Genomic DNA, 19,262 nt, shown 5'->3' on the forward strand with positions numbered 1-19,262 from the left:
ATCCTCAGGAAGTTTGCGTGGTAACGAGCTTGAGCGTATGAACGATGCAGCGCTTCGACAACTCGACCTTGAAGCCGTTCTCGCTTTGCGGCTTCGCATCGGCGAGCGCAGCATCGGCAGCGCGTTTGAACGTGGCTTCATCGGGCGTCGCGTTCATCAGCTCCTTCTCCGCTTCGCGCGAGCGCCACGGCTTCGTGCCGACGCCGCCGAGCGCGACGCGCGCATGCTCGATGCGCCCGTCCTTCACGCCGATCACGACACCCGCCGACGCCAGCGCGAACTCGTACGATGCGCGATCGCGCAGCTTCAGATAAGCCGAGCGCGCGCCGTCGGCCGGCGGCGGCAACGTGACATGCGTGACGAGATCGCCGGCATCGAGCACGTTCTCGCGATCGGGCGTCGTGCCCGGCAACAGGAAGAACTCGTCGATGGGGATCGCGCGCTTGCCGCCCGTGCCTTCGACGTGGATCGTCGCTTCGAGCGCCTGCAACGCGACGCACATGTCCGACGGATTGCTCGCGATGCACGATTCGCTCGTGCCCATGATCGCCATCATGCGATTGAAGCCCTGAATCGCGGAGCAGCCGCTGCCGGGCTCGCGCTTGTTGCACGGCGAGGTCGTATCGCGGAAGTACACGCAACGCGTGCGCTGCAGGATGTTGCCGCCCGTCGTCGCCATGTTGCGCAACTGCACCGACGCGCCCGCGAGCACCGCTTGCGACAGCACCGCATAACGATCGCGGATCAGCGGATGATGCGCGAGATCGGAGTTGCGCGAAGTCGCGCCGATACGCACGCCGCCGTCCTTCGTTTCCTCGATCTTGTCGAGCGGCAAACGGCTGATATCGACGACGCGCATCGGCCGCTCGACGTTGAGCTTCATCAGATCGAGCAGCGTCGTGCCGCCCGCGAGAAAGCGCACTTCGGCGCCTTGCTGCGCGGTATGCGCGAGCGCGCCCGCATTGATCGCGTCGCGCATGTCGCGCGCGCGAGAGAGCTGGAACATATCCATGTCGCTCTCCTTATTTCGACGACGGCTTGTTCGCGCGTACCGACTGGATCGCGCTGACGATGTTCTGATACGCGCCGCAGCGGCACAGGTTGCCGCTCATCGCTTCGCGCACGTCGTCGTCGCTCGGGCCGATCGGTTCATCGAGCAGCGCGACCGCCGACATCAACTGGCCGGCCGTGCAGTAGCCGCACTGATAGCCGTCGCATTCGACGAACGCGGCCTGCAACGGATGCAGTGCCTCGATTTCGCCGATGCCTTCGATGGTCGTGACGGTGTCGCCCTCGCACGCGGCGGCGAAGCACAGACACGAGTTCACGCGGCGTCCGTTCACATGAACGGTGCATGCGCCGCATTGGCCGTGATCGCAGCCTTTCTTCGTGCCGGTCAAATGAAGATGCTCGCGCAATGCATCTAAAAGCGTGGTGCGGGGGTCGAGGGAAAGCGTTTCGCTGCGGCCGTTGACGGTCATGGTGAAGCTGACGGTCGAGTCGCCTGCGGGTGCGGCTTGAAGCGTCTTGTTCGGTGTATCGGCGTGCGTGGTTTTCGATTGGGGGATGGGACGTTGTGGCATCGGGCAATCTCCTGGAATTGCGCAGCAAGCTGCTGCACGAATGCGGCGATGAAGCGGCGGAACATGAGAGAGGCGAAGATGCGGCGAAGCGTGTCGCGCGCCGGTGGCGCGGAGGAACGGCGGCGAAAAGGGTCTGCGCGGCGGCGCAGGACTTTCGTGCGCCGGCAATGCGGCGAAAGACGACACTCAGCCAGTATAGGCATCCGCCGCGAAACTTTCTCGATCGAAAGCCCGCGCGGGCCGCGAGATTCTGAAGGGGCACGAAGCATGCCCGCAGCCGATGAAAGCCTTCAGTGCGAAATCAGGCCGCGCGCGAAAACGGAAAGGATGGACACGCCGACCGTCGTGAAGAGAACGAGCACGACGAGGATCACGATCATGCGGAGAATCATCTGCATCGCGTCGCTCCAAAAAAAATGGCCGCTTGCGCGGCCGGAAGGAGGGTGGGTCGGTCAGACTTCAGATTAAGCGCGCTTCCTTAAATCAGACTTAAGCGTGCGCGACTTCCATGCGGGCCGTCCATTCTCCTTCCTTTGGGAACGGGATGCAGCGAACTTACCGCAGCGCCTCGCTGTATCGGTCGCGCAGCGGGAAGATCGTCACGAGCGCGACCGCGCTGCCGAAGATCACGTAGTAGCAGATCGACAGCGGATCGCCCGTGGTCATCGTGAGCCATTGCACGATCGCGGGCGCGAAGCCGCCGAAGATCATCACCGCGACGTTGTAGCTCACCGAGATGCCGGTCGAACGCACGCTCGAAGGAAGCAACTCGGAGATGAACGCGGGATAGCAGCCCTGAAAGATGCCGAGATAAGTCATCAAAAGCGCCTGACACACGATCAGCATCGGCAGGCTCGGATGCGCGGTGAGCACGGCGAAGATCGGATATGCGGTGACGAGCGACAGCGTGAGCGCGGTCGCCATCAGCTTCTTGCGGCCGATACGGTCCGAGAGCCGGCCGAATATCGGACAGCAGACGAGATAGACGAGCGCGCCGATCGTCGAGCTGATGAGGCCGTCGGTGAGCGCCATGTGCAGCACGCGCGTGGCGTGCGTCGGCAGATACAGCAGGAAGATGTACGTGCCGATGGTGCCGAACACCGTCAGGCCGAAGCCAGCGAGCACGGACATCCAGTGTTTCGTGGCGGTATCGCGGATCGGGCGTGTGCTCAGTTCGTTCTTTTGCGCCTTCTCGACGAAGACCGGCGATTCATCGAGCTTCGAGCGCAGATACAGGCCGACGGGCACGATCAGAAGACCGATCACGAACGGAATGCGCCAGCCCCAGCTATTCAGATGTTCGGGACTCAGCGTGCGCGTGAGCACGGCGCCGAAAAACGAGCCGGCGAGACTCGCGGCGGCCTGCGCGACCATCTGGAAGCTGCCGAAATAACCGCGCTTGTTGGCGGGCGCGTATTCGACGAGAAACGCCGTCGCGCAGCCGACTTCGCCGCCTGCGGAGAAGCCCTGAATCAGGCGGCCGAGCAGCATCAGCAAGGGCGCGGCGATGCCGATTGCCGCATAAGTCGGCGCGAACGCGATGATCGCGATGCCGACCGCCATCAGCGAAATCGTGAGCGTGAGCGCTGATTTGCGTCCGACGCGATCCGCGACCGCGCCCAAGACGATGCCGCCGAGCGGACGCGTCAGAAAGCCGACGCCGAAAGTCGCCCAAGTCGCGAGCAGTGAAATAGTGGGATTCGTTGCGGGAAAGTACAGCTTGGCGATGATGACGGCGAAGAAGCCGTAAACCATGAAGTCGAACCATTCGAGCGCGTTGCCGATGGTCGACACGACGATCGCTCGTCGGCCGGAAAGATTCGATGCGGCGTTTTGTTCGGCCGCGTGCGCTGCAGGTAGTACGGTGCTCATCGAATGTACTCCATGAGGTTTTCTCGTTGACGACATCCGCTTCTCGGATGACTCGCTTCGAACGGAGCGAGCCGCTGCAACACGCAAACATTACGCCGAGTTGAAATAAGAAAATATAGAATTTCTGAACTGACACACAAGCAAACCTGATCGAACGATCCGGGATAACCCTCACGCACGATGAGCAATATCCGCTTTTTGCGCACGTTTATCGCTGTCGCGCGTTACGGTTCTTTCGCCGCCGCCGCGGAAAAAGTCGCGCTCACGCAGGCCGCCGTCAGCATGCAGATGCAGTCGCTCGAAGACGATCTGAAGCGGCCGCTGTTCGATCGCGTCGGGCGCACGAACCGGCTGACGAGCATCGGCAAGCAGGTGTTGCCGCAAGCGGAGCGCATCGTCGCGCTGTACGACAGCATGCGTCTCACCGGTCTCGATGATGAAATCGCCGGATCGGTTTCCATCGGCGCGGTCGATTCGGCGATGGGCGCGCTCGCGGCCGTCGTCACCGAATTGAAAGGTCAGTATCCACGGCTCGATGTGCGGCTCTTCACCGGCAAGGCGCTCGCGCTCGCGCCGCAAGTCGAGGCGGGCGAGATCGATGCGGCGGTGATCGTCGAGATGGCGGGCAAGACGCCGGCGAGCCTCAACTGGACGCCGCTCTATTCGGAACCGCTCGTCGCGATCGGTTCGCCGGGCGCCGTGGCCGCGAATGCCGCCGAGATGCTGGCGAGCCGTCCGTTTCTGCGCTTCGATCGCGCGCAGCGCACCGGCGCGCTGATCGATCGCGCGTTGAAGCACAATCGCCTCGCGGTGAACGAGTTCCTCGAACTCAATTCCCTCGAAGTGATCGTCGAGCTCGTGCGGCAGGATGCGGGCGTCTCGGTCGTGCCGTTGCTCGAATACGGCTCGTGGGCGAGCGATCCCGCATTGCGCGTGATATCGCTTGCGAAGAACACGCCGCGCCGTGTCGTCGGCATGCTGGAGCGCAAGATCCACGATCGTCACGCGGTGATGAGCATCGTGCAGGAACGCATACGGATGCGTTCGCACGGCGCGATCGAGCCGAGTGAAAGCTAAAGATTTCCTTAAGTCACGGACAAGGAATATCAGCTTTCCCTGTGAATTGCGGCCATCGACAATGCTTCGGTCACTCAACAACGCAAGAGGAAAGCATGTCGATCATTCCCGAGATCGCGCAGTCGCGCGACGAGATTCAGGCCATTCGCCGCGATATCCACGCGCATCCCGAACTCTGCTATGAAGAAGCGCGCACGGCGGAGCTCGTCGCTCGGAAGCTCGAAAGCTGGGATATCGAAGTGACGTGCGGACTCGGCAAGACGGGCGTCGTCGGCGTGTTGAGGAAAGGCGCGAGCAAACGTGCGATCGGCCTGCGCGCCGACATGGACGCGTTGCCCATTCCCGAGCTGAACACGTTCGCGCACGCATCGCGCCACGAGAACAAGATGCATGCGTGCGGTCACGACGGACACACCGCGATGCTGCTCGGCGCGGCGCAATATCTCGCGAAGCATCGCGACTTCGACGGCACCGTCGTCTTCATCTTTCAGCCTGCCGAAGAAGGCGGCGGCGGCGCGAAAGCGATGATCGAAGATGGCTTGTTCGAGCGCTTTCCGGTCGATGCCGTGTTCGCGCTGCACAACTGGCCGGGCATGCCGGCGGGCGGATTCGGTGCGCGCGTCGGCGCGACGCAGGCATCGAGCAACGAGTTCGAGATTCGTATCGAAGGCGTGGGCGCGCATGCGGCGATTCCGCACGATGGCGTCGATCCCGTGTTCACCGCGCTGCAGATCGGCACGGGCCTGCAGAGCATCGTGACGCGCAACAAGCGGCCGATCGACGCCGCCGTGCTTTCGATCACGCGCATGCAGGCAGGCCACGCGGTCAACGCGATCCCGACGACCGCGACGCTCGCGGGGACCGTTCGCACGTTTTCCGTCGACGTGCTCGATCTCATCGAGACGCGCATGAAGGAAATCGTCGCGGCGACGGCGGCCGCGTATCGCTGCAAGGCCGAAGTCAGTTTCGTACGCAACTATCCGCCGACGGTGAACACACAAGCGGAAACGGACTTCGCACTCGGCATGATGCGCGATGTCGCCGGCGCGGACAAAGTGAACACGAACGTCGATCCGACGATGGGCGCGGAGGACTTCTCGTACATGCTGATGGAGCGTCCCGGTTGCTATGCGTATATCGGCAATGGACTGGGCGCGCATCGCGATCACGGTCACGGAATCGGACCCTGCATGCTGCATAACAGCAGCTACGATTTCAACGACGATGTACTCACGCTAGGCTCGACGTATTGGGTGCGGCTCGTCGAGAAGTTTCTCGCACGCGTCTGAGGAGGCGACATGTTTTCATCGACGTATCGCGAAGCACGCCAGAGATTTCTCGATACCGCCGCCGCGCGAAAACTCGCTGTCGATACGCGCGTGCTCGAAGGCTTCGATGGTCTGGAAGGCGAGACGCTCGCAACCGATGTCGTTCGCATCGGTCCCAAAGATGCAAAGCGCCTGCTCGTGCTCACGTCCGGCACGCACGGCGTCGAAGGCTTTTGCGGCTCGGGCGCGCAGATCGCGTTGATGCGCGACGAAGTATTGCCGGCGTTGATGGACAAGCTCGGCGTCGCAATGCTGCTCGTTCATGCGATCAATCCGTATGGCTTTTCCTATCTGAGCCGCACGACGGAGGGCAATGTCGATCTGAATCGCAACAGCGTGAATTTCGATGCGCCGTTGCCGCAGAATCCCGGCTACGCGGAACTGCACGACTTGCTGATTCCGACGAGCTGGCCGCCCGACGAAGCGAATATCGCGGCGATTCGCGCGTATATCGGCAGGCATGGACAATGGGCTTATCAGCAAGCGGTCACAACCGGTCAGTACACGCATGCGCAAGGCATGTTCTATGGCGGCGCGGAAACGGCGTGGAGCACGCGCACCATGCGCAATCTGCTCGCGGAATACGGCGAGACGTGCACGGCGATCGGCTGGATCGATTTTCATACGGGACTCGGGCCGAGCGGCTTCGGCGCGAAGATATGCGTCGGCGATGTCGCGCGTGCGCGGCGCTGGTGGGGCGCGGACGTGACGAGTCCGTCGGATGGCACGTCGATCGCGGCCGATGTAGCCGGTCCGTTGCTCGATACGTTGCGGCAGACGTGCGCCCATGCGGCGATCGCATCGATCGCGATCGAGTACGGGACGGTGCCGCTCACCGACATGCTCGACATGCTGCGCGCGGACGTCTGGGTGCGTCATCATCCCGATGCGCCCGACGCATTGAAAGCCGGCATTCGCCGCCAGATTCGCGCGGCCTTCTACATCGACGACGATATCTGGCGCGGCATGATCGCGGGTCAGGCGCGCGCTGCCGTGTTGCAGGCGCTATACGGGTTGTCGCGCGAAGAGGGCGCTTAATGCAGTTCGAGCCACATCGGCTGATGATCCGATGAACGGCTCGACTGATCCGCTTCGCATCCGGCGATGCGCGCCTTCAGGTCTTCGCTCACGAAGATGAAGTCGCATGCGAACGGGCCATCGGGCCACTGGTCGCGATCGTACAGGCCGACGGTGGCCGCGCGCGGCTCGTTCGGATGCGCGCAAGTCCATGCATCGACGAACACGGGCGCATCGGCAATCGGTTCGAGCATCGCGCGATACGCCGATCCATCGAACGCGCTGTTGAAGTCGCCGCAGACGATCGCGGACGCGGGCCGCGCGGTATCGGCGAACGGGCTCGCCTGACTCTCGGCCTTCGCGGGCTGACGCTCGTGCGCGCACGCTTCGGCGTGAAGCTCGCGCAGACGCGCGACTTGCGCGAGACGTTGCTTCTCCGAATAGAACTCGAGATGCGTGCTGACGATGCGCAACGGTCCGACGTCGGTCTCGATGACGGCTTCGAGCGCGACGCGAAGCATCGACGGCTTCGCGGGATCGGCAGGCCACGGCAGCGAATGGCGCAACACCTGGCGCACCGGCAGACGGCTCACGATCGCGTTGCCGAACTGACGGCGCGCGATGCCCGCACCGACTGGCGGAAGATCGGAGCCGATTCCGTCGATGACCGTCGCGCCGGGAATCAGCGCTTCGAGCTCGGCGAACTGGTCGGCGCCGGGGCCGCCTTTGAGTCCGCCGGCCTGCTCGCTTTCGTGAAAGCCGCGCGTCACTTCCTGCAGACAGAGCACGTCGAAGTCGTGCAGGGCTTTCGCCTCGGCGACGATGCGCGCGAGATCGACGCGGCCATCCACGCCGCGTCCCCATTGGATGTTCCAGTCGACGAGTCGCATGGTGAACCTCGACGGTAGCGTCGGATGTTGACGTTCGCTATTCCGGCAGCAAGGCGTGTGCTTGCCCGGCAACGGACGCCGGAACTGCCAAATTCTGAAAATAAGTATTTCTTACCGTAGGCAGCGTGGGCGGCGATACAATCGGCGCCAAAGAACCTCACGTCGTCCGAATCATGAAAGCAAGCATCCGTTTTTCGCTGGCTGCGTTCCTGCTGATATCGAGCAGCATTGCGTGCCACGCTCAGGAAACTCAATCTTCGGCGACTCGTTCGCTCACGAAGGAGCAGCAGGCCGCGCTCGACAAACAGGATCAGGACATCGCGCAGGTTGCGTCGCAGATCATCGCGTTGATCGATCAAAACCGGGCGGGCGACGTGTGGGACCAAGCCTCGCCCATCGCAAAGCAGATCATTTCCCGCGACGACTTCATGAAGAAGGTCGCGCGCGACCGTTCGCCGCTCGGCGCGCCGGGACTGCGCATGCCGATGGGCGTCAAGCACTACCGTTATGACGGCACGGGCAACATGCCCGCGGGCGCGTACATCAACATTCTCTTCGACACTCAGTTCGGCCAGGCGAGTCAGTCGTCGCGAGAAATGGTGACCTTCATTCTCGACTCGGACAAGATCTGGCGTTTCGTCGGCTATTCGGTGCGCTGAAGCCGCGTCACATGTTCGTCCACGACGCGCACCATCCTTTGCCGGCTACCAGCTTGTCGCCGAAGAGCGTGCAACCGCCCCAGGCATCGCTCGCTTTGCCCTGATACAGCGAGCAGTTCGCGCAGGTCTGATCGGCCGCGAAGTTCGGGTACTTCGCTTTGTCCACTTTCGCGGCGTTCTCCTTATAGCCGACGGCGACCGCCGCCGGATCGGATTCGCTTAAGTGCGGCGCATCGGCGCGTGCTCGCGAGAGCCATAGCGCCGTGCCCGCGCCGATGCTGACAACCATGAAGTTGCGGCGGGACGTGTTCATTGTCGTGGACCGGTTGTTCGTATGTGGGATGTCGTCGCGCGCTCTCGGGCGCTAGTCGAACGATACGCCCACGTTGGCGAATCGAACGAGCGGTCGGTTTCCTCGGTCATCGCGCCGCCAACGTCGTTCATTGCATCGCGCTAAACCTTTGCGGGCGCGTGCCGTAAATCAGCCAGAACGTAGTTGCAATCGTGTGGATCACCCCTGCGGCGCCCCGGCCGCGGATCAATTCGAAGGAGAACAACCGTGAGTGAACTCGACTGGATGATGGCCGGCGTTTATATGGCAGCGCTTGTGTGCGGCACGCTTTTCATGAGCGTCCTCGCGCGCCGCAGCTTGAACAAGGTGGAGGATCGCGGGCACTGAGCATTCCGGAAGCATCGGTGCACGACGTCCCCGTCGCTGGCGAACAGGAAGCGAAGCTCGATGCGTTGCGCTCGGCGCTCGAAGCCGGCGAGCGCTCCGGCCCCGCCAAGCCGCTGGATTTCGATGCCTTCATCGCTCGCAAGCGCAAGTCCGCTCGGTGAAGCGTTGCGTATCGATTCAGATCGTGCGCGTGCGCCATCAGCAGATGGATTTGCCCGCTCATCTCGGCGAAGCCGAATAGCATTGACGTCAAGAAACAAAACGCGCGCCGTGAGCCGATTCAAACATCGGCCATCCGGCGCGCGTGGACTTCACCTACAGAATTACTGGAACAGCTTGACGGCCTGCGAGAGCGTATTGGTCACGCCCCATGCGAGCGGAATCAGCACGTAGGCCCAGAACACCAGGAGCAACCCCTTGTTCGACGGATGCACTTGCTGAGTTTCGATGCGGTCATTCATCGCGGATCTCCTCGTTGATTCCTAGATTGCGGTCTGCGCCGACGTGTTCATGTGATGCTTCTCATGCACGCGCGAGACGAGCAGATTGCAGACGAAGCCGATCACCAGCAGCGCCGCCATGATATGCAGCGTCATCGTGTACGCCTCTGCGCCCACGACGCCGTGCGAAACCTGGAACGCGCGCACGTAGTTGACGAGCACCGGACCCGCGACGCCCGCCGCCGCCCACGCGGTGAGAAGCCGGCCGTGAATGCCGCCGACGAAAGCCGTGCCGAACATGTCGGCGAGATACGCGGGAATCGTCGCGAAGCCGCCGCCGTACATCGAAAGGATGATGCCGTACGCCAACACGAAAAGCGCGATATTGCCGGAGCCCGCGAATTGCGGCACAAGGAAATACAGCACCGCGCCGAGCGTGAAGAACACGAAGTACGTATTCTTGCGGCCGATCCAGTCCGACGCCGACGCCCACGCGAATCGCCCGCCCATGTTGAAGAGCGACAGCAGCCCGACGAAGCCCGCCGCCGCGCCCGCCGTGATCGACGCCTTGAAGCTTTCCTGAATCATCACCGACGCCTGGCCGAGCACGCCGATGCCGGCCGTCACGTTCAGGAACAGCACGAGCCACAACAGATAGAACTGCGGCGTCTTCAGCGCCTGATCGATATGCACGTGGTTCTTCGTGATCATCTTGTTGGACGTCGCGGGCGGCGTCCAGCCAGCCGGCTTCCAGTCCGCCGGCGGGATGCGGATCGCGAGCGCGCCGATCGTCATCGAGATGAAATAGAGCACGCCGAGCACGAGGAACGTCTCGGCAACGCCCGAGCTCGTCGCGCTCTTGAAGTGGTTCATCAGCGCGACGGAGCCGGGCGCCGCGATCATCGCGCCGCCGCCGAAGCCCATGATCGCCATGCCGGTCGCCATGCCGCGACGGTCCGGAAACCAGCGTATCAGCGTCGAAACCGGCGACACATAGCCGAGCCCGAGCCCGATGCCGCCGATCACGCCATAGCCGAGATACAGCAGCCAGATCTGATGCAGATAGACGCCGAGCGCCGAGACGAGAAAGCCGCCGCCGAAGCAGCAGGCCGCGGTGAACATCGTGCGGCGCGGGCCGACTTTTTCCAGCCACTTGCCCGCGAATGCCGCCGACAAGCCCAGAAACACGATCGCGAGCGAGAAAATCCAGCCGAGCGTGGTCAGCGACCAGTCATCCGGCGCGGACTTCGTGATACCGATAACCTTCGTGAGCGGCGCATTGAACACCGAGAACGCATATGCCTGCCCGATGCACAGATGAACAGCCAGCGCGGCGGGCGGCACCATCCAGCGCGAGAATCCGGGCCGGGCGATGGTCGCCTCCTTGGAAAAGAAATTTGTCGGGCCGTGGGCGGCCCCTTGATTGATTGTGCTGTTCATTGTGGTCTCCGTGGCGCGTCATGCATGCACGTGCGCGCACATCGTTTACTTTGACGTGCCGTCCGGGGTCGCCGGACAGCAGCCCGCCGTGGTCATGCGCTCGGCGATACGGTCCGCATCGCGCGCTCGCAAGGCCATTCCGCGCCGCTCACATGCGATGGAACCACATATAGATGCGACGCTTTGCCACGGTTGGGCATGACCATAGACAACTGCGATGCCCTTTGCAATATGAACACTCGTGCCATAAGCGTTTGCCCGCAGCGTGTCTGTGGTTTGCGCCACGCTCCGCGCGCATTGCGGAGGCGATGACGTCCGTCGATGCCGCTGTACCGCATCGCTACAGAGCGGGGCAGGTGTTCTGAATGTGAACAGGTCCCATCGCCCTCGTACAAACCCTGACGATGTGCCGCGAAACCGCATGACGATGCGGCTCGCGCGGGCCTCGCATCGTGCCGCGCGCGATGGCATGGAACTCGCAAACAGAAGCGACCGGCGCCGGACATCGGCAGTGCCGGCCCGTTCACGTCGACATGCGAGGAGCACATAGAATGAATCACGCGGAGATGCAGTTCCTGAGCACCGAATATCCGTACAAGAAGCAGTACGGCAACTTCATCGGTGGCAAGTGGGTGCCGCCGGCGGGCGGTGAGTATTTCGACAACATCTCGCCGATCACCGGCGAGCCGTTCACGTCGATTCCGCGTTCGCGCGAAGCCGACATCGAAGCCGCGCTCGACGCCGCGCACGCAGCGAAGACGTCGTGGGGCAGAACCTCCGTCACCGATCGCGCGAATCTGCTGCTGAAGCTCGCCGATCGCATGGAGCAGAACCTGTCGCGTCTCGCGCTGGCCGAATCGATCGATAACGGCAAGCCGCTGCGCGAGACGATGGCCGCGGACATTCCGCTCGCGATCGATCACTTCCGCTATTTCGCGAGCGCCGCGCGTTCGCAGGAAGGCGGCATTTCGGAGATCGATCACGATACGGTCGCGTATCACTTCCACGAGCCGCTTGGCGTCGTCGGGCAAATCATTCCGTGGAATTTCCCGATCCTGATGGCCGTGTGGAAGCTCGCGCCCGCGCTCGCGGCCGGCAACTGCGTCGTGCTGAAGCCGGCCGAGCAGACGCCCGCGTCGATTCTCGTGCTGCTCGAAATCATCGAAGACATCTTGCCGCCGGGCGTGCTCAATGTCGTCAACGGCTTCGGTCTGGAAGCGGGCAAGCCCCTCGCATCGAACAAGCGCATCGCGAAGATCGCTTTCACCGGCGAGACCACGACGGGCCGACTCATCATGCAGTACGCGAGCCAGAACCTCATTCCGGTGACGCTGGAACTGGGCGGCAAGAGCCCGAACATCTTCTTCGAAGACGTGCTCAACGCCGACGACAGCTTCTTCGACAAGGCGCTCGAAGGCTTCACGATGTTCGCGCTGAATCAGGGCGAAGTGTGTACGTGCCCGTCGCGCGCGCTCGTGCAGGAATCGATTTACGAGCGCTTCATGGAACGTGCGCTCAAGCGCGTCGCGGCGATCGCGCAGGGCCATCCGCTCGATACGAAGACGATGATCGGCGCGCAGGCTTCGCAGGAGCAACTGGAGAAGATCCTGTCGTACATCGATCTCGGCAAGCAGGAAGGCGCGCAGTGCCTCTCCGGCGGCGAGCGCAACACCTTCGACGGCGAACTGAAGAACGGCTATTACGTCAAGCCGACGGTCTTCAAAGGCCACAACAAGATGCGTATCTTTCAGGAGGAAATCTTCGGGCCGGTGCTTTCGGTGACGACGTTCAAGACCGAGGAAGAAGCGCTCGAGATCGCGAACGACACGCTGTACGGTCTCGGCGCGGGCGTGTGGACGCGCGACGGCACGCGGGCGTATCGCTTCGGCCGCGCGATTCAGGCGGGACGCGTGTGGACCAACTGTTATCACGCCTATCCGGCGCACGCGGCGTTCGGCGGTTACAAGCAATCGGGCATCGGCCGTGAGAATCACAAGATGATGCTCGACCACTATCAGCAGACGAAGAACATGCTCGTCAGCTATAGCGACAAGCCGCTCGGCTTCTTCTAAAGCGGGTGAGGCCGCCGCTGCTTCCCGCGGCGGCCGATCAAACCGACGGGGACATCATGAGCGAACAGGAAGTGCAGCGCGTGACCGCGACGCCCGCCGCCATCGACTTGATCGAAAGGCTCAAGGCCGAGCATGGCGAGGTGCTGTTTCATCAATCCGGCGGATGCTGCGACGGCAGCGCGCCGATGTGCTTTCCAGTCAGCGAATTCATGGTCGGCGGCTCGGACGTGAAACTCGGCTCGATCGGCGGCGTGCCGTTCTACATGACCGAATCGCAGTACGAGTACTGGCAGCATACGCAGCTCATCATCGATGCCGTGCCGGGCAATGGCGGCATGTTTTCGCTGGAACGCCCGAGCGGTTTGCGCTTTCTTACGCGCTCGCGTCTGTACAGCGACGAAGAGAACGCGTGGCTCGACAGGCATCCGGTCGAGCACGTGAGCTGAGCGTCATTTCCAGCGCGGCGCGCGCTTTTCGATGAAGGCTTGCGTGCCTTCGAGCGTGGCGTCGTGCATCATGTTGCAGGCCATCGTTTCCGATGCGAGCGCGTATGCCGCTTCGATGCCGGTTTCGAGTTGCCGATAGAACAAGCCCTTGCCCGCCGCGACCGCTTCGCGCGGCTTGGCGGCGATGGTCGCGGCGAGCGTGCGCACGGTATCGTCGAGTTCGCCAGGCGATGCGACGCGATTCACGAGGCCGCGTTCGCGCGCGGTGGCCGCATCGATGAACTCGCCGGTGACGAGCATTTCGAACGCGGCCTTGCGCGATACGTTGCGAGACAGCGCCACGCTCGGCGTCGCGCAAAAGAGCCCGAGATTCACGCCCGATACCGCGAAACGCGCTTCGCTCGATGCGACCGCGAGATCGCACATCGCGACGAGCTGACAACCCGCCGCCGTCGCGATGCCTTGCACGCGCGCGATAACGGGCTGCGGCATGCGCTGGATCGTCAGCATGATGCGCGAGCAGTGCGCGAAGAGCTCGCGATAATAATCGAGCGCGGGCTCCGCACGCATCTCTTTGAGATCGTGCCCGGCGCAAAACGCGCGGCCTTCTCCTGCGAGCACGACCACGCGCGCATCTGATTCGGCGATGTCCTTCAATGCGCGTTCGAGCGCTTCGAGCATCGATTCAGATAAGGCATTGAACGCATCGGGCCGATTCAGCGTGAGCCTGACGGCACCCTTGATGTCATACGCATCGCGTTCGATCAGAACGAGTTCGCTCATTGTCGTGGTCTCCATCAGACGTCGATCGCGGTGACGGACCCCGCGCGCTTGCGCAACTCGAACTTCTGGATCTTTCCCGTCGATGTCTTCGGCAGTTCGCAGAACTCGATCGCGCGCGGCACCTTGAAGCCGGCGAGATGCTTCTTGCAATGCGCGATCAACTCTTCCGCGCTCGCGTGCGCGCCGCTTTTCAATTCGACGAAAGCGCAGGGCGTCTCGCCCCAGCGCGTATCGGGCTTCGCGACGACCGCGACGGCAAGCACCGCCGGATGCCGGTACAGCACGTCCTCCACTTCGATGCTCGATATGTTCTCGCCGCCCGAGATGATGATGTCCTTGCTGCGATCCTTGATGCGTACATAGCCGTCCGGATACGCGACGGCGAGATCGCCGGTATGGAACCAGCCGCCGCGAAACGCTTCTTCGGTCGCGGCCGCGTTCTTCAGATAACCCTTCATCGCGATGTTGCCGCGGAACATGATCTCGCCGATGGTCTCGCCATCGGAAGGCACGAGTTCCATCGATATCGGATCGCGCACCGTGACCGCATCCTGCAAGTGATAGCGCACGCCTTGCCGCGCATTCAATCGCGCGCGCTCGCCGATATCGAGCGCGCTCCATTCGGCCTGCTGCGGGCAGACCGTGGCCGGGCCATAAACTTCCGTGAGCCCGTACACATGCGTCAGTTCGAAGCCCATGCGCTCCATGCCTTCGATCATCGCGGCGGGCGGCGCGGCGCCCGCGACCATCGCATGGACTTTCTGATCGAAGCCGGTCTTCATGTCGTCGGGCGCGTTGACGAGCAGGTTCTGCACGATCGGCGCGCCGCAATAATGCGTGACGCGTTCGCTGCGAATCAGATCGAAGATAGTCTTCGCATCGACGCGGCGCAGGCACACGTTCACGCCCGCGCGCGCGGCGACGGTCCACGGAAAGCACCAGCCGTTGCAATGGAACATGGGCAGCGTCCACAAGTACACGGCATGCTTCGGCATGTCCCATTCGAGGATATTGCTCACCGCATTCGTATACGCGCCGCGATGGTGATACACGACGCCCTTCGGATTGCCTGTCGTGCCCGACGTGTAATTCAGACAGATTGCGTTCCACTCGTCGGATGGCGGCGACCATTCGTATGCGGGATCGCCGCTCGCGAGCAGCGCTTCGTATTCGATTTCGCCGATGCGCTCGCCCGCGCCCGCGTACTGCGGATCGTCGACATCGATGACCAGCACGTCCTGCGGCACGTCTTTCAGCGCGCGGCGCATCACGTCCGAGAACTCGCGATCGACGAGCACCGCCTTCGCTTCGCCGTGCGTGAGCATGAACGCGAGCGTGGCGGCGTCGAGCCGCGTGTTGAGCGTGTTGAGCACGGCGCCCGTCATCGGCACGCCGAAGTGCGCTTCGACCATTTCGGGCGTGTTCGGCAGCATCGCGGCGACGGTATCGCCGAGGCCGATGCCGCGTGCCGCCAGCGCCGATGCGAGCCGCCGCGTGCGCGCGTAGGTGTCGGCCCAGTTGCGCCGGACATCGCCGTGCACGATAGCGGGAAGCGTCGGATATACGGACGCCGCGCGCTCGATGAACATGAGTGGCGTCAGCGCCGCGTAGTTGGCGGCAGTTTTGGGAAGGCCATCGTCGTACATGCTGGCGGTCATGATTGTCTCCTCGGGCGCGAATCTATCGGATGGCGTCAGTGTCGCTCACGTTTCTTAGAAGATCGTTATCACGCGCGCAACTTACGTTAGCCTGACGCTCCGACTCATGGTTTGCCCTGATCAGCCGAGATCGTCGAGCTTGACTTCGAAGCCCCGCTTCACGCCCGGGCGCGCGAAAAGCGCCTCATACCAGCGCTTGACGTTAGGGTAATCATCGAGCGAAACCTGATGACGTTCATGCCGCCACGCCCAGCCGAGAATCGCGAAATCCGCGACGGACATATCGCCCGCGACGCATTCCACTTGCGCGAGGCGCTTGTCGAGCACGCCGTACAGGCGGCGCGTTTCGTCGGAATAGCGCTTTAAACCATAACGCCGGTCGCTTTCCGCTTCGACCATGCGGAAGTGATGCACCTGTCCCGGCATCGGGCCGAAGCCGCCCATCTGCCACATCAGCCATTCGAGCACGGGCACGCGATCGCGCAAACTCGCGGGCAGAAACTTGCCCGTCTTCTCGCCGAGATAGAGCAGGATCGCGCCGGACTCGAACACGCTGATCGGCTGGCCGTCGGGTCCGTCCGGATCGACGATCGCCGGAATGCGATTGTTCGGGCTGATGCGCAGAAACTCAGGCGTATGCTGCTCGCCCTTCGTGATGTTCACCGTTTTCACGGTGTACGGCAGTTGCATTTCCTCCAGCGCGACGCTGATCTTGCGTCCGTTGGGCGTGTTCCATGTATGCAGTTCGATGGTCATGGCAATCCGTCCCGTTCAGGTCAATGCAGGCGAGACGTGACGCGCGAAGCCCGGACGCTGCGTGATGCCCACATACCAGCGTTCGAGTTCGGGAAGCGCGGGGCGAACCAGCTCCGCGATGCCGAACCAGCGGCGCGCATACGCGGCGACGACGAGATCGGCGAGCGTGAACGTGTTGCCTTCGAGATAGTCGCGGCCCTTCAGATGCGCATCGATAACGCACCAGAGCTTTTCCACCTCGCTCGCGGCGGCAGCGAGTTGCTGCGCATCGCGATCCGCGGCGCTCGTGCGGATATAGCCCCAGAAAACCGGACGTTCGGCGGGCTGCAGGGTCGAAAGCGTCCAGTCGAGCCAGCGGTCCGCGCTCGCGCGCACTTTCGGCTCGGCGGGATAGAGCGTGCTGGCGCCGCCGTATTGCATCGCGAGATAGCGAATGACCGAGTTCGACTCCCACAGCACGAAGTCGCCGTCGACGAGCGTGGGCACGCGGCCCATCGGGTTCATCGCGAGATAGTCGGGCTCGTTGTTGCGCCCGAATTGCAGGCCCGCGTCGATGCGCTCGTACGCGAGCCCCAGTTCATCGCAGCACCACAGCACTTTCTGCACATTGACCGAGTTGGCCCGGCCCCAGATCGTCAGCATTCGATGTCTTCCTCCGTACTTGTCGAAGGATCCATCTTAGCTGTGTTTCGCGTTTTGCCTCAGTCGATGTGCGCCGCGAAACCGGTCTTTCCGGCTGCGAGTTCGTCGCGCAGCGTGAGCTGAGGAATCGCGTAGTCGCCGTGATTCTGCTTGCGGAATGCAATGGGCGCATCGTCCCAGAGACCGTCGAGACGCCGGCCGAGCGCATCGTATGTGGCTTGCAGGCGCGCTTCATCCATGCGATGCGTTTCATAGAGAACGAACGGCGGCAGCACATCGAAGCCTGGATAAAAAAGCATGCCGTGCTGGATGTGAAAGAGAATATCGTCGATGGGTCCGTTGATGCCGCGCGGACTGTAATGCGATTCCCAACCGCCCGTCGTGACGACGATCATCGCGCGCTTGCCCGCCATCAGACCTTCGCCGTAGCGGTCGCCCCAATGCGTTTCCGAATGCTCGCCGACGCCGTAGCCGAAGCCGTACGCATAGACGCGCTCGACCCAGCCCTTCATGATCGCGGGCATCGAGAACCACCACATCGGAAATTGCAGAATCAGCGCGTCGGCCCAGCGCAGCTTGTCCTGCTCCAGCTCGATGTCGCGGCTTTGCAGGCCGTTTTCGAACGCGTGCTTCGAATCGAGGCTCGCGTGAAACGGCGTATCGGCCTTGCGGTCGCGCACGTCGTTCGCATCGAGCGGCGCCTTCCAGTTCATTGCATACAGGTCGGAGACTTGCACGCTATGGCCGTTCGCGCGCAAACGCTCGACGGTGAAATCATTGATGGCGCCATTCAGCGAGCGGCGTTCCGGATGGGCATACACGATCAGCACATTCATGAGGCTTTCTCCACTTCGTTTCTGGAATGGAGACCAGCTTAAGAGCCTCTCGGGTATATTGGAAATGAATATCTGAAATTACAGGAATTGCCATGACTAATACCTTAAGAAGGCTCGATCTGAACTTGCTTCTCACGCTCGACGTTTTGCTTGCCGAGCAGAACGTCACGCGTGCAGCCGAGCGCCTTCATTTTTCGCAACCTTCCGTGAGCGTGCATCTGTCGAAGCTGCGCGACATCTTCGGCGATCCTCTGCTGTTGCCCGGCCCGCGTGGCATGCGCCCGACAGCGCGAGCGGAAAGTCTGCGCGAGCCGTTGCGCGAAGCGCTGGCATCGCTCGAACGCGCGGTGTCGCCGGAAGCCGCGTTCGATCCCGCCATCGCCGACAACACATGGCGCATCGCCGCCACTGACTACAGCGAATCGACCGTGCTGCTGCCTGCGTTGAGCGGCTTGCGCGCCGCCGCGCCGCACACGCGGATCGCCGTGCTGGAGATGTTGCCGCCGCGTCTTGCGAAGCAGGCGGAGAACGGCGAGATCGATCTCGCGTTTCACATCACATCGCCCGAGATGGCCAATTTTCATCAGCAAGCGCTCTTCACGGAAAGCTATGTGCTCGTGGGACGCAAGGATCATCCGCGATTGAAGCGGCGTCCGACGCTCGCGCAGTTCTGCGCACTGGAGCATGTGATCGTGTCGCCCGATGGCGGCGGATTCTTCGGCCCGACGGATGACACGCTCGCAACGTTCGGCATGAAGCGGCACGTCGCGCTGTCGGTGCCGCACTTCCTCTTCGTGCGCTCCGTGCTCGCGACGACCGATCTGGTTTCGATGCAACCGGCGAGGCTCGCGAAGCGCTGGCCGGAGTTGCGCATCGTCGCGCCGCCCGTCGACGTGCCCGGCTACGAGATGTCGATGTACTGGCATGAACGCGTGCATCGCGATCCTGCGCATCGATGGCTGCGTGAGTTCATCGCGCAAGCTGTTTGAAAGAGTGACGCTGCATTGATGATCTTTTCGCATGATCGTCTTTATCGTTATTACTGATTCAGTGCTCGAAAGGCGAGTGCTACTGTTTGTCGGCA

The 19,262-nt window shown here is 62.6% G+C and carries 20 protein-coding genes; 8 read left to right on the forward strand and 12 right to left on the reverse strand.

Going from position 1 to position 19,262, the window contains the following annotated elements:
• Window positions 1-4: 4 nt before the first annotated feature.
• The 3 genes from NCS03_RS25035 to NCS03_RS25045 all read right to left on the reverse strand — a co-directional run bounded on the left by NCS03_RS25035 (window position 5) and on the right by NCS03_RS25045 (window position 3,455).
• Window positions 5-1,012, reverse strand: a complete 1,008-nt coding sequence (locus NCS03_RS25035) for an FAD binding domain-containing protein (protein ID WP_284504446.1) — start codon at window positions 1,010-1,012, stop codon at window positions 5-7.
• Between the two features lie 10 nt (window positions 1,013-1,022).
• Complete coding sequence (locus tag NCS03_RS25040) at window positions 1,023-1,583, reverse strand: (2Fe-2S)-binding protein (protein WP_033536177.1); 561 nt, start codon at window positions 1,581-1,583, stop codon at window positions 1,023-1,025.
• A 555-nt stretch (window positions 1,584-2,138) separates the two neighbouring features.
• Window positions 2,139-3,455 carry an MFS transporter gene (locus NCS03_RS25045; protein ID WP_008347670.1) on the reverse strand — a complete coding sequence of 439 codons (1,317 nt, stop codon included), beginning with the start codon at window positions 3,453-3,455 and terminating at the stop codon, window positions 2,139-2,141.
• Window positions 3,456-3,635: 180 nt separating this feature from the next.
• Between NCS03_RS25045 and NCS03_RS25050 the strand changes: the two genes are divergently transcribed.
• From NCS03_RS25050 to NCS03_RS25060, 3 genes are all read left to right on the forward strand, one after another.
• Entirely contained in the window at window positions 3,636-4,532 is an 897-nt protein-coding gene (locus tag NCS03_RS25050; protein WP_250530022.1) for a LysR substrate-binding domain-containing protein, read from the forward strand.
• Between the two features lie 95 nt (window positions 4,533-4,627).
• Window positions 4,628-5,821 (forward strand): M20 aminoacylase family protein, encoded by a 1,194-nt coding sequence (locus tag NCS03_RS25055; RefSeq protein WP_250530023.1) that lies wholly within the window; start codon window positions 4,628-4,630, stop codon window positions 5,819-5,821.
• 9 nt (window positions 5,822-5,830) lie between these two features.
• Window positions 5,831-6,898 carry a M14 family metallopeptidase gene (locus tag NCS03_RS25060; protein WP_250530024.1) on the forward strand — a complete coding sequence of 356 codons (1,068 nt, stop codon included), beginning with the start codon at window positions 5,831-5,833 and terminating at the stop codon, window positions 6,896-6,898.
• Here NCS03_RS25060 and NCS03_RS25065 read toward each other — a convergent pair.
• Entirely contained in the window at window positions 6,895-7,767 is an 873-nt protein-coding gene (locus tag NCS03_RS25065) for an endonuclease/exonuclease/phosphatase family protein (protein WP_250530025.1), read from the reverse strand. The genes NCS03_RS25060 and NCS03_RS25065 overlap by 4 nt on opposite strands.
• Before the next feature lie 173 nt (window positions 7,768-7,940).
• Between NCS03_RS25065 and NCS03_RS25070 the strand changes: the two genes are divergently transcribed.
• Window positions 7,941-8,426, forward strand: coding sequence for a DUF4019 domain-containing protein (locus NCS03_RS25070; RefSeq protein ID WP_250530026.1), 486 nt, complete (start codon window positions 7,941-7,943; stop codon window positions 8,424-8,426).
• Between the two features lie 7 nt (window positions 8,427-8,433).
• Here NCS03_RS25070 and NCS03_RS25075 read toward each other — a convergent pair whose 3' ends face one another.
• The gene (locus NCS03_RS25075) at window positions 8,434-8,739 is read right to left on the reverse strand and encodes a high-potential iron-sulfur protein (RefSeq protein ID WP_250457178.1); all 306 of its coding nucleotides are present in this window, start codon (window positions 8,737-8,739) and stop codon (window positions 8,434-8,436) included.
• Window positions 8,740-9,122: 383 nt separating this feature from the next.
• Here NCS03_RS25075 and NCS03_RS25080 point away from each other — a divergent pair, with 383 nt between their 5' ends.
• Window positions 9,123-9,266, forward strand: a complete 144-nt coding sequence (locus NCS03_RS25080) for a type II toxin-antitoxin system ParD family antitoxin (RefSeq protein WP_250437175.1) — start codon at window positions 9,123-9,125, stop codon at window positions 9,264-9,266.
• Window positions 9,267-9,428: 162 nt separating this feature from the next.
• Here NCS03_RS25080 and NCS03_RS25085 read toward each other — a convergent pair whose 3' ends face one another.
• Both NCS03_RS25085 and NCS03_RS25090 read right to left on the reverse strand, forming a co-directional pair.
• Entirely contained in the window at window positions 9,429-9,566 is a 138-nt protein-coding gene (locus NCS03_RS25085; protein ID WP_008347687.1) for an MFS transporter small subunit, read from the reverse strand.
• Window positions 9,567-9,587: 21 nt separating this feature from the next.
• Window positions 9,588-10,985 (reverse strand): L-lactate MFS transporter, encoded by a 1,398-nt coding sequence (locus NCS03_RS25090; protein ID WP_008347689.1) that lies wholly within the window; start codon window positions 10,983-10,985, stop codon window positions 9,588-9,590.
• Between the two features lie 551 nt (window positions 10,986-11,536).
• On the opposite strand from NCS03_RS25090, the gene adh reads away from it, so the two are divergent.
• Complete coding sequence (adh, locus tag NCS03_RS25095; RefSeq protein ID WP_008347691.1) at window positions 11,537-13,057, forward strand: aldehyde dehydrogenase; 1,521 nt, start codon at window positions 11,537-11,539, stop codon at window positions 13,055-13,057.
• Window positions 13,058-13,113: 56 nt separating this feature from the next.
• Window positions 13,114-13,503 (forward strand): DUF779 domain-containing protein, encoded by a 390-nt coding sequence (locus NCS03_RS25100; protein WP_250522245.1) that lies wholly within the window; start codon window positions 13,114-13,116, stop codon window positions 13,501-13,503.
• 3 nt (window positions 13,504-13,506) lie between these two features.
• On the opposite strand, the gene NCS03_RS25105 is transcribed toward NCS03_RS25100, so the two are convergent.
• The 5 genes from NCS03_RS25105 to NCS03_RS25125 form a co-directional block, all read right to left on the reverse strand.
• On the reverse strand, window positions 13,507-14,286 hold the full coding sequence (locus NCS03_RS25105) for an enoyl-CoA hydratase (RefSeq protein ID WP_008347695.1): 780 nt from the start codon (window positions 14,284-14,286) through the stop codon (window positions 13,507-13,509).
• 14 nt (window positions 14,287-14,300) lie between these two features.
• Window positions 14,301-15,944, reverse strand: coding sequence for an acyl-CoA synthetase (locus NCS03_RS25110; RefSeq protein ID WP_250530027.1), 1,644 nt, complete (start codon window positions 15,942-15,944; stop codon window positions 14,301-14,303).
• A gap of 120 nt (window positions 15,945-16,064) precedes the next feature.
• The gene (locus tag NCS03_RS25115) at window positions 16,065-16,700 is read right to left on the reverse strand and encodes a glutathione S-transferase family protein (protein ID WP_175980593.1); all 636 of its coding nucleotides are present in this window, start codon (window positions 16,698-16,700) and stop codon (window positions 16,065-16,067) included.
• A 15-nt stretch (window positions 16,701-16,715) separates the two neighbouring features.
• Complete coding sequence (locus tag NCS03_RS25120) at window positions 16,716-17,342, reverse strand: glutathione S-transferase family protein (RefSeq protein WP_250522248.1); 627 nt, start codon at window positions 17,340-17,342, stop codon at window positions 16,716-16,718.
• Between the two features lie 59 nt (window positions 17,343-17,401).
• On the reverse strand, window positions 17,402-18,178 hold the full coding sequence (locus NCS03_RS25125) for an NAD(P)H-dependent oxidoreductase (RefSeq protein WP_250530028.1): 777 nt from the start codon (window positions 18,176-18,178) through the stop codon (window positions 17,402-17,404).
• Between the two features lie 92 nt (window positions 18,179-18,270).
• Here NCS03_RS25125 and NCS03_RS25130 point away from each other — a divergent pair, with 92 nt between their 5' ends.
• On the forward strand, window positions 18,271-19,167 hold the full coding sequence (locus tag NCS03_RS25130) for a LysR family transcriptional regulator (RefSeq protein ID WP_008347704.1): 897 nt from the start codon (window positions 18,271-18,273) through the stop codon (window positions 19,165-19,167).
• Window positions 19,168-19,262 lie beyond the last annotated feature (95 nt).

Origin of the sequence: Caballeronia sp. ATUFL_F1_KS4A, assembly GCF_023630905.1 — a bacterium.
GTDB lineage: Bacteria > Pseudomonadota > Gammaproteobacteria > Burkholderiales > Burkholderiaceae > Caballeronia > Caballeronia zhejiangensis.